Origin of the sequence: Erwinia typographi (assembly GCF_000773975.1) — a bacterium.
Taxonomy (GTDB): Bacteria; Pseudomonadota; Gammaproteobacteria; order Enterobacterales; family Enterobacteriaceae; genus Erwinia; species Erwinia typographi.
Map to the genome: position 1 here is coordinate 1 of NZ_JRUQ01000026.1, position 10,895 is coordinate 10,895.

A 10,895-nucleotide genomic window follows, 5' to 3' on the forward strand; every position below is an offset into this window, starting at 1 on the left:
CGCACCAGCCCGTCGTTTATCCGGAAAAAATTCAGCGTGGTGCTGGAGCGGACCGTGCGTGAGCTGAACGGGGAAAGCTGCATCCCGCTGGAAGAGGCGCCGCCGCCGAAGCAACAGATTGTGGTCAGCCGGAGCTTCGGCGAACGCATCACCGACTATGACGACATGCGTCAGGCCATCTGCGGCTACGCGGAGCGCGTGTCGGAGAAGCTGCGGGAAGATGGCCAGTACTGCCACCATGTGGCGAGCTTTGTCCGCACCTCGCCGTTTGATGCCGGTAAGCCGGGTTACGGCAACACCGCCACCATAAAGCTTGGCACCGGAACCCGCGACAGCCGGGACATCATCCGGGCGGCTGTGCAGGCGCTCGATGCCATCTGGCGCCCGGGGTTCAGGTATGCCAAAGCGGGCGTGATGCTGAGTGAACTGAGGCCCGACGGCGTGGCGCAGCTGAACCTGTTCGGTGAGCAAACGCCCCGGCGTGGCAGTGATGAACTGATGGATTTGCTGGATGCGATGAACCGGTCCGGGCGGTTCCGGATCGGCTTTGCAGGGAAAGGCATTGAGCCAGCCTGGCAGATGAAGCGGGAAATGCTGTCACCGGCATGGACGACTCGCTGGACAGATATTCCTGTGGCAAAAATTAGATAGCTGCAAGATTGCAGCTATCTAATCGAAAGATAAAAGCAAGATTGCAGCTTAAAAATCAATATCCCCTTTTTTCTTTAAGAGCTTGAAGAGCTTCTTCCAAAACTTCAACTAGCTTTAGACCTTCCATGTCAGCTATATCTCTAATTTGCCTGTCAAAATCTTCAGTTACACGCGTAGCAAACGCCAGCGTCCTGTTGGTTTTTCGTGCTGAGCGCCCATCACGCCTGACATAACTTTCTGCATTAGTTGAAAGATGGCCTGCATCTGGAATTGCTGGGGCCACTTCCGGGGCGTTAAGACTGGTTGCTGCATCTTCAGGTGTTGGAGGGGTACCTAAATTCTTTCTACGGAGCCTGGACACATCAGCCATTTTTAATCTCCCATCTTATTAATTAGCGCCTGAATCAGTTCATCCGCCCGCGTATTTAAGCCTTTGTAGCGTGTTTCGGTAACAGATAATCCGGCATTTTGCGCCTGCCTGTAGGCTGGTTTTTCAAACATACAACCGTCAAGAGTGTCATAGCCTGCTTGTTGGATATAATCTCTTGCATCGTTTTCTTCAGCTTCAGTTCCAATACGGCTTAAGGCAAAAACAAGTTTTGAACGAGGTATTCCCGCCTTAACAAGTCCATGGAAAACTTTCACAGCAGGAATGAGATCATCCAGGGAAGCTCCTGTAGGCTGAACGACTAAATCTGCAACCTTAGCAATTTCAGTGGTTCCTTTGCTGGCACGGGCAGGGCCATCTATAACCAATAAGTCATAGTTATCTGCAGCAGCAAGAGCCTGTGCAGCTGTAGAGAATACTTCAACAGAAGCAGCTGGCTGCAATCCTGCAGCTAGACGGCGACGATGCCAATCAGCTGATGTAGCCTGCTCAGTATCCAGGTCACCAATTTTTGTTTTCAGCCCTCCGGATGTTGACTCCCGAGCTAATGCTCTTGCCAGAGTACTTTTTCCAGGACCACCTTTCTGAGATACAAAAGCAACAATCCAAGCCATAGCAACCCCTCATGCTGCAATCTTGCAGCTATCTAAAAATTTACTTGTTTAAAAAATTCCCCAGCCCAGCAAGCTATAAGAATGATAGCAGCTTGCTGCAAGATTGCAATATAAAATATAGCAGCAATATAGCAGCAAGATTACATCCTCAAAATACCAACCATTAGCCTTCATCATCTTGAAAAAAGTAGCGTAAACACGCAAAAAAATTAGCTGCAATCTTGCAGCTATAATCATATGGTGCAAAAATTTCCCATATCCAAACTCACCACATAAACGGGGCCGATTGGATATAAATAATTATTGTACGGCGAGCCTGTTTTTTGAAGAGGCTTTCCTATAACAATAGGGGACTCCCTATTGCTATAACAGATCCAAGTAAATGGCAGGTCTACTAACATCACAACTAGAACAAGGAGATGTAATGACTACAGTACTCAACAATAAGTTTAGTAATTCAACTATAGACATTATGAAGAACAATTTCTTGACCGCTGTCCGCCTTGATAGACTTTTAGCTGGCCCAAATAACTTTGACCTTAACCATCACTTTGTAAATAAGAAGTTTAATATAATGACTCTGGATCCCCCCGGTATGTCCACCCCTCTTGAAGGGTACTGGGTTCCGCAGGGTCAATCTTGTGTTATACCCGCGAACCCAGGAACACGAAAGTTTGTATTTACCCCAGACTTCAGCGGTTGCTCACTCATGGTGGATCAGATTGACAGGGATAAATATCGAGTATACCACGTACAGGGAGGTTCCAATTACTATAAGGAAGAATACGAACAGAATAAACACGGACTGGGACTTGCTGCTTCTATGGTCTTTAACGATTATGGTGATGCAAACGCTCCCCGCGCCTTTGCATTGATGAAATTCGAACATGCACGGTGGTGGATCTACTACCAGTACCAATATGGCATTGGTATTAACTTTAGCAATGAACGTTTTAACACCATAGGCCCTCAAACTGTACGTGGTTTCCACGCCATAATGGTTAAAAATCTCCATCAGAGTTGATTTGTTGGATAAATTGAGTAGTAGGGGCAAATCCAGCCGGAACCTCCACAATTTCCGGCCGTGATTTTTTTCTCACACAGAAAACCTGTCAAAATAGCGCTTTGGCCGTGAAATGACACTCAGTTGGAAAATCAGTTTATGATAACAAGCCGGCAACATAAAAAACGGCCGCTTTTGCCGGGGAAAAGGTGATCTTTTAGTGAGGGGAGGGCGGTTTCGTCACGAACCCGGACCGGCCGGGGCGCTTAAGAGCCATTATGTTATTAAGTGCCGATTATGCAAAATTTTGGAGATTTTCCACTTCCAGCTCAGATCCGAAATCTCTGGCTCGTTGGCAAACTGTGTTTGCTGAAATGGTACCCCTATAAAACCATGTCACATAACCTCAGCTCAGCACCCTTTACACACCTTAGATTGAATGACGGATTAAGTGACTACTTTTGATATTCGAAGTGTTCTGATGCAGACTGTCACATAATCGAACGTATTTGTGACAGGTGAAAAATGTTAATTGGATATATGCGGGTATCAAAGATAGATGGCTCTCAGACGACCGATCTCCAGCGCGACGGTTTACTGGCCGCTGGCATTAACCCGTCGCATCTTTATGAAGACTATGCATCAGGTAAAATTGAAGACAGACCCGGTCTGATTAATTGCATGAAGGCACTACGGGAAGGCGACACGCTGGTTGTCTGGAAACTGGATCGCCTGGGCCGTGATTTACACCATCTGATAAATACTGTGCATAATCTGACGGGGCGGGGAGTAGGGCTCAAAGTACTGACGGGACACGGGGCAGCGATTGATACCACGACCGCAGCGGGTAAACTGGTTTTTGGTATTTTTGCAGCCCTGGCTGAATTTGAGCGAGAGCTGATATCTGAACGCACCCTTGCCGGGCTGGCTTCAGCGAGGGCCCGGGGAAGAAAAGGCGGCAGGCCGTTCAAGATGACGGCGGCCAAATTGCGCCTGGCGATGGCAGCAATGGGAAAGCCTGAGACACGGATAGGTTATTTATGCAAAGAGCTTGGTATCTCGAGGCAGACGTTATACCGTCACCTGTCGCCGACAGGTGAACTGCGGCCTGACGGAAAGAAACTACTCAATCAGCTCTGAGTTGTCGCCGTGGGTAGCCAGTGCAGCCCGCTTCTGGCATTTGGTGCTGTTTTTTTCTGAAAATGACGTGAGACTGACTCGACATAAGCGTGCAGCTCTTTGGCAATACCTTGTCGGTCATCCCAGGCATGGCAAAGGAAGACATCACGCAGATCAGGTTGCTCAACGGCAAGTTTCTCAACCGCTTGTCGAATTGGTGTGAGTGATTGTACTTGGGCCGCTGTGTAGGAAACGGAAGCCCCTGATTTTGACCAGCGTGGCTTCGCGCTGCTGCTGGATCCGCCACTGCCTCCATAACTTCCACCACCGCTAGAGCCTGATGATGAGTAAGAAGGGTAACTATCATAAATGTAGCTACTGCGGCGATAACCACTGCGATTACGACATGCGGGACAGGCAGCAGCTGCTGCTGCTGAGCTGTGTCCACGTACAGGAGCCGTACATCTTGCCATACTCTTGTTTCCCCCTAAATAATCTGGAAAGTAACTGCTGCACCATTAAACCAGACTAGTTATGGGGACATTTGAGCGTAAAGCAACTGCCGTATTTTCTGAACGATGCGCTTCATCACACTGCCGACTAATTATCACATCCCCGTCAATACGCCCCCCGGTGGACGCTTACGCACATTCCAGTTTGTCAAACACCTGATATTTGAATGCCTGTGAGCCGTCCGGACAGATTAGAGTCTTGAGGCGTGGTGTAAATTCGGGAAGATGGTGAGAGCCCCCATGCCAGGGCTGTTGTCGCCACTAAATGACCATTTAACTGTGTTTACTGTTCCGTTGTTCTCCAAATCCCAGTAACGTTTTTTAGCCTGGACTGAGGCGGAGCACAGCGCAGTGAGCACCGAACAGCCCGGGCTAAAAAACGGAAGAATGGCGCAGCCCCTTCACAACAAACTCGTTATCCATAATAACCAAAAGGTTTTAATTACTTTCCGTTTCAGTTTGATTTACCGGATATCTGCCAGAATCCGTGCACCGGAAGATATTTCATACAGATAAGGAAGTCAGGTGTCGTGACCGCCTCTGCAACCGAAACCACCCCATGCTTCAGTCAGCATCCCGCTGCCTTTATGGACGTCATTTTTCAGGACACCTGGCTTCTGGCGCTTGCCATCCGTAACACGCCAGGCGTGGTGGTGGATAAACAGCTTTACCAGTACTGCCTTAAGCAAATCGAAGCGGTTCAGGAAAAGCTGCAGCAGGCGGGGGCCACCGAGGCTGTTTGCGAAGAAATCAAGTTCGCGCATTGTGTCTTTCTGGATGAGGCCGTGATGACCCAGAAGGATGTTGACGTCTCGTTCTGGTGGCATGAATCGCCACTCCAGTCGAGGTTGCTGATGCACCTTCGCGGCGGCGAATACTTCTACGAACACATCAAAAAGCTGCTTCGCGAGCCTGCACCTTCTGTTGCCATTACAGCCTGTTACCACCGGATGTTACTGCTTGGCTATAAGGGCAAATGCCGGACCGAAGATAACGGTGAGCGTTTATCACTGATGCGACAACTGGAGACGTTACTCCCTGACGTTCCGGGCAACGAACGTCACCAGGATATTGTCGTCAGTACCGGCCCCCGGGAAGGTCAGTGGTGGCATTCGCCGCCGGTGGTCCTGATGGCACTGGTCTTGTTTACGGCGGGGATGTGGGCTGGCCTGAGGATGTTTTTACTGGCTCAGTGACTGGACTGATACAACACGATAAGGACGGGAAGCAATGGGAATTGCGGACTACATCATTACGGGTGGTAAATACGGTACCTACAACCATTACCAGCTCCGCTTAAAAAAACTCAACCGTGAGCATCCGGATATTCAGATTTCCGTGCTGAAATTCAGTGGGCAGGAGGCCATCAGCCAGATACCCCGCTATGAAATAGAGTTCACCAGCACCACCTGCGATATCCCCGCCCGGCTTCTGATTAACTACTCTGCCGAGCTGCTGATGTACCCGGACGGGCCCCCCTGGGAGACACTCACGCCGCGTATTGTTCCCGGCATTATCACCCGGTTTCGCCAGCACGGGACCAGCGCCGACCAGACCCGTTACAGCGTGGTGCTTGAACACAAAATGGCCCGCATGACGCAGGGACGTAACAGCGCGGTATATCTCAACGACAGCATCATCAGCCTGACGGAAAAAACCTTTGAAAATCACCTGATCGACCGGCTGGGTTTCGCCCTGAAGCTCAGCACCCGGTATCCGCTGCGCGACTTCATGATGCAGTATGAAGAGTCGGATTATGCCCACATCGCCCGGCGACTGGCCGATTCTGGCGTGGCGTTTTATCGCCAGTATGATGAGGAAAGCCTTGAGGATGCCATTATCCTCACGGATCACCCGGGTGGCTGGGTAACCGGGCCGGCGATTCCGTACCGTCACCCTTCCGGTCTGTTTGATGGCGGGCTTGAGTCGGTCTGGGATATGCAGGTTGTGCGCTCGGCGGTACCAAAGCAGGTTGGCGTCAATGATGACAATTACTGCGATGCCCTGAGTGATATGAAGGCAGAGGTGAAAACCAGCGAAGAATACCGGGCGCTGCGCGGCGTTGATAACCGCTGGGCTGAGCACTACCCCGAAGCAGGAAAAGCCTACGAAGAGCAGCCGGGGCAGGGGATATGGTACGCCGGTATCCGTAAGGAACGACACCTCTGTAAGCTGGTGACGTTTTCAGGCAAGTCCAACTGTATGACGCTGCGGCCGGGAATGATCATCAACACGCGGGGTAAGGAATGGCCTGATGCCCCTGACGGCCTGCTGATTGTCTCGACCACCTGCGAAAATATCGCCCGCGATTCGGCCTATTTCATCACCTTCACCGCCGTCCCGTGGAACGCTCACGCCACCTACCGCCCGGAAGAACAGCCCTGGCCGGCCATCAGCGGCACCTTACCCGCCCGTGTCTCCTCGATGCAGGAAAACGACCTCTACGCTCACATTGATGCACAGGGGCGCTACCGCATCCGCTTTGATCTTGACCGGGCAGAATGGCAGAAAGGCTTTGAGAGCGGCTGGGTTCGTCTGGCGAGACCGTATGCCGGAGGAGAATACGGTTTTCACTGGCCGCTGCTGGAGGGCACCGGCGTGATGGTGGCGTTTGAAAGCGGGGATATTGACCGCCCCTACATTGCCCATGTGATGCACGACTCCCGCCACGCAGACACAGTGGCGCAGCAGAACCATAAACGCAATATTCTGCTGACGCCGGCGAAAAACACCCTGCTGATGGATGACTGGCGGGAGCATGAGTTTATTAAACTCAGCACGCCGCATTCCGGCACCAGCGAGCTGAACCTCGGCAGCCTGGTCGATAAAGACAAAAATCAGCGCGGCGAAGGTGCGGAGCTGCGCACCGATGCCCGTATTGCCCTGCGCGGCGCAAAAGGCGTGCTGCTCACCTCTGAGGCCCGGCCCGGGGCCGGAGGTCAGCAGCTGGATATGACGGCGACCATTGCGCAACTGGAAAAAGCGCTGGCGCTGGCCCGGACGCTGGAGCAGACAGCCAGTACAGCTCAGGCTTCACCGGCGGACACCGCCCCACAGCAGGAACTGAACACCGCGCTTCACACGCTGAAAGAACCGGGCGTTCTGGTGCATGGTGAAGCGGGGATTGCCTCGACCACGCCGGCATCACTGCAGCAGTCCGCGGGGAAAAACCTGATTGCCACAGCCGGTCAGGACGCCAGCTTCAGCGTCTTCCGTCAGTTCTCCGTGACGGCGGGTCAGAGGGTCTCCCTGTTCGCGCATAAACTGGGTATGAAGCTGATTGCCGCGGCGGGCAAGGTGCAGATACAGGCCCAGAAAGACCAGATGGAACTCACTTCCTTTGCGGATATGCAAATCAGCAGCACCAGTGGCCGGATCGTACTGAATGCCAAAGAAGAACTGCTGCTGATGTGCGGTGGGGCAGGGATCCGCATCAAAAACGGCGTGATTGAAGAACTCGGCCCGACCCGCATTGTGCAGAAAACCCCGAATCTGGTGTATCAGGACGGCGACAGCATCAGCCAGGCAGTGCCGTCGTTCAGGAACGGAGAGTTTTCCCGCCGCTATGTGCTTCACGCCGAGGGTGATCCCGGACATGTACTTAAGGATCAGAAATTCCGCATACGGCGGCAGGACGGTTCGGTCACTGAAGGCGTGACGGACGGGCAGGGACAGTCGTCTCTGCTGAATATGCATGAGCTGGAAAAAATGGCAATTGAGATTATCAGGGACTAACCAATGAACGGAACGGAACCGAAAAATATCAGAACACGCGGCGTTATCTCGAAAGATGATATTGGCGTATGCAGCACCGGGGGAGAGATGGTGAACCGGCGATGTGCAGTTCATCGCCCGTTACCCTGCATTGTTATTCTGGTTCACGGTGTTAATGACGTGGGTGAAGCCTATCAGAACCAGGATGAAGGCATCTGTGCCGGGCTGAACCATCGTCTGGGCCGTGACGATCTGCATCCCCATGACTGGACAGAGCATGAGTTTATGATCTCTGACGCAGACGGAAATCTCTCAACACAGACCTGCTCTGTCGAAAAACAGACCTGCATTGGCGTGGTCAACCGGTCGCCCATTATTCCCTTCTACTGGGGCTATAAACCCGTGGATAACGCCACGTTTACTGCCGACCAGCAGCGCTACCGGGATGAACTGCAGAAAAAGGGAAACAGGGCCGACCTGGCTTACGATACCTACCAGCAGAATGATGCCGGAAAAAAAAGAAATCACGATAACCAGAACACCGACAACCTGAATAACTGGCTCGATACCGGTTTCGCCAAAGGCGGGGGAACCTTTGCCAATGCCACCACCAATATTCCGGATATGTTTGGCCCCGGTGCCAGTGGCGCGGCGCTGGATATTATCGGTAAATTCTCCCGCTCCCGGATGAACGGCGGTGACTGGAGTCATCCTATTTATCAGAACCCGCATCGCATCTATCAGGCGTATGCGGCAAGGCGGCTGGCGGATTTGATTATCGCTATCAGACTCAATGAACCGACCAAATACGACACCATCAATATTGTTGCCCACAGCCAGGGCACCATTATCACCCTGCTGGCAAATATGTGGGTAAAAGCGGCAGGGTATGAACCTGCCGACTGCGTAATTCTTAACCACTCACCCTATTCACTGGAAAGCCGCATCCTGGAAAACGCCCAGCCGGGAAAACATCAGACCAGCCAGGCGAGACAGGAAACGCTGACGAACTTCTGTAAGCTGATGGCAACCAACGCCCGCTATAACGGCGGAAAAGCGCATGATGCTACCGATATTCAGCAACTGTTTGACAGCACCTGCCTGCACCGGGTCAATCGCTGGAGCGATACGGCATTCAGCCGCAATAATTTTGGCATGGTGTACAACTATTTCTGCCCGAATGACCTGGTGGTTTCGATGCTCCCGGTTAAGGGCTTTGGCTGGAGCGGTGCGCGCGACGGGGTTCGCAGTCAACTGGGCGATAACTTCCGGCAGCGGGTATTCTGCAAAGGGGTGACGGTCGGGGATAAAACCGGCTACCACTTCACTATGCCACCACGGCAGATGGACGACCAGAAAGTACCGTTACAGGATGCCAGCTGGGAGTTTAATGATGTCACTGTAAACGCTCCGCTCCTGCCCGAGCCGTTTGAATTTAAGCTGATGACTGAGCAGGGTTACAGCTACAGGTTGTCGGAGTCTGACAAGCTTATTTCCCGCGCGGCGATAAAAGCAGAACGGTTTATTACGGAAACGGTCAGCGTGCCAAACACCCGATCGTTCATCGCCCTGCGTGACGGCCAGATGCTCAGCCCGGAGCAGGTAAAAGAGATTGCGGCGCGTAAGCCGGGTAATCCCGAAATCGTGGATGGCCGGGTGACAGGTCACCCTGACGGTCCTGTACAGAAATTAACCCTTCGCCGCAGGATGACAGACAGTGAGCTGGATAAAGCCGTTGAGGTCCTCTCATCCTACAGCCAGCACTCATCCATTGTATGCAGCCAGTACGCCCCCAGAATGGCCATGGCCTATGACCTGGCAATCGGGCAGAACAAAGCGTTCGAGAATGAGAAATTCTGGGATGGTTTGTTGTTGCAGGCAGACTGGCGCAGACCCGGAAACCCGGAGCCTAAAATCAAAAAATACTATCAGGAAGGTATTCTGCCGCCAGACTTCAAGCCCCTGATGAATAAACCGGAAACGGGCGAAAAACCAATGCCAACCAGTGAGTTTGGCGTGGTGAATGATTACGGTCCACGCCAGCGGGTTCAGCCCGGCACAAAGCGGGATATGGAAAATAAAATGGTGGATGTCCTGCAATGGGAAATGCCAAAACCGCTGGTATAAATTAAGGAAGGCAGGATGAGCAGAAAAAACTGGTTTCTAATTATAGGATTGCTTGCGCTCAGTGGCTGTCATGCCGCCCCCAGAAAAGTACCCACCCAGGTAGTGTATCGCTTTGACGACCACCGCTATCTGGAGCTGACAGGCTTTAACTGCGAGGGTGAGCTCTGGTTCACTGATACCCAACGCAATATACATAGCGAAGTAACATCGCAGTTCTACCGTATTTTTACCAAGCCTTATCTTCACCCCTCAGAACGTTATATCGCCGTTACCATGTATGAAGGGGCCGGTTTCTTTGTTTCAAAAGACTATGGTCAGACATGGTATCTGGCCAGATATACGCCGGGGGGAGGCGCAAACCAATACGGTTCTTCAAATCCTGAAAGCGACGAAATTGTTTCCTTCACCGTCATAAACGATCAGGGTTTTATCCAGACCAAAACCGGCGATCTCTATATGAGTTCAAAACCCTTTGACGATCCCCGCCTGCAACCAGGTGGGGCAGGAATTCCCTATACCTACCGTGATTATGACGGTTCTGTGCAGCACGCCCGTTTGAAATCAGGCTCTGCCGGCCTGGACTGGGGGAGAGAATATATCTCATGGAATGCAGTAGATGGACCTGACCATTGGGGGGTTATTGCACACGATCCCAAATGGCAAAACATCCCCAATAACGTCCCTGAAGTGAAAAACTATACCGGATGGGATCATATGCAGTGCAACCCGGATCTGGGTGAGTATTAATGCTGCCCATCGATATTTAC

9 protein-coding genes are annotated in these 10,895 nt (G+C 52.0%); 7 read left to right on the forward strand and 2 right to left on the reverse strand.

Annotated features, from left to right (window positions below):
- The coding region (locus tag NG99_RS06995; protein WP_034890112.1) for a DinB/UmuC family translesion DNA polymerase at nucleotides 1–651 on the forward strand (651 nt) is incomplete at its 5' end.
- A gap of 55 nt (nucleotides 652–706) precedes the next feature.
- On the opposite strand, the gene NG99_RS07000 is transcribed toward NG99_RS06995, so the two are convergent.
- The gene (locus NG99_RS07000) at nucleotides 707–1,021 is read right to left on the reverse strand and encodes a hypothetical protein (protein WP_034890115.1); all 315 of its coding nucleotides are present in this window, start codon (nucleotides 1,019–1,021) and stop codon (nucleotides 707–709) included.
- Nucleotides 1,022–1,023: 2 nt separating this feature from the next.
- Entirely contained in the window at nucleotides 1,024–1,653 is a 630-nt protein-coding gene (locus NG99_RS07005) for a ParA family protein (RefSeq protein WP_034890118.1), read from the reverse strand.
- A gap of 424 nt (nucleotides 1,654–2,077) precedes the next feature.
- Between NG99_RS07005 and NG99_RS07010 the strand changes: the two genes are divergently transcribed.
- The 6 genes from NG99_RS07010 (at nucleotide 2,078) to NG99_RS07040 (ending at nucleotide 10,875) form a co-directional block, all read left to right on the forward strand.
- Nucleotides 2,078–2,677 carry a hypothetical protein gene (locus NG99_RS07010; RefSeq protein WP_052130586.1) on the forward strand — a complete coding sequence of 200 codons (600 nt, stop codon included), beginning with the start codon at nucleotides 2,078–2,080 and terminating at the stop codon, nucleotides 2,675–2,677.
- A gap of 504 nt (nucleotides 2,678–3,181) precedes the next feature.
- Nucleotides 3,182–3,796 carry a recombinase family protein gene (locus NG99_RS07015; RefSeq protein ID WP_034890121.1) on the forward strand — a complete coding sequence of 205 codons (615 nt, stop codon included), beginning with the start codon at nucleotides 3,182–3,184 and terminating at the stop codon, nucleotides 3,794–3,796.
- Nucleotides 3,797–4,817: 1,021 nt separating this feature from the next.
- The gene (tssL, locus tag NG99_RS07025) at nucleotides 4,818–5,483 is read left to right on the forward strand and encodes a type VI secretion system protein TssL, short form (RefSeq protein WP_052130587.1); all 666 of its coding nucleotides are present in this window, start codon (nucleotides 4,818–4,820) and stop codon (nucleotides 5,481–5,483) included.
- Between the two features lie 34 nt (nucleotides 5,484–5,517).
- On the forward strand, nucleotides 5,518–8,022 hold the full coding sequence (locus NG99_RS07030; protein ID WP_034890128.1) for a type VI secretion system Vgr family protein: 2,505 nt from the start codon (nucleotides 5,518–5,520) through the stop codon (nucleotides 8,020–8,022).
- A 3-nt stretch (nucleotides 8,023–8,025) separates the two neighbouring features.
- Nucleotides 8,026–10,128 (forward strand): T6SS effector phospholipase Tle3 domain-containing protein, encoded by a 2,103-nt coding sequence (locus tag NG99_RS07035; protein WP_052130588.1) that lies wholly within the window; start codon nucleotides 8,026–8,028, stop codon nucleotides 10,126–10,128.
- Nucleotides 10,129–10,143: 15 nt separating this feature from the next.
- On the forward strand, nucleotides 10,144–10,875 hold the full coding sequence (locus tag NG99_RS07040; protein WP_034890131.1) for a T6SS immunity protein Tli3 family protein: 732 nt from the start codon (nucleotides 10,144–10,146) through the stop codon (nucleotides 10,873–10,875).
- Nucleotides 10,876–10,895: the final 20 nt, after the last annotated feature.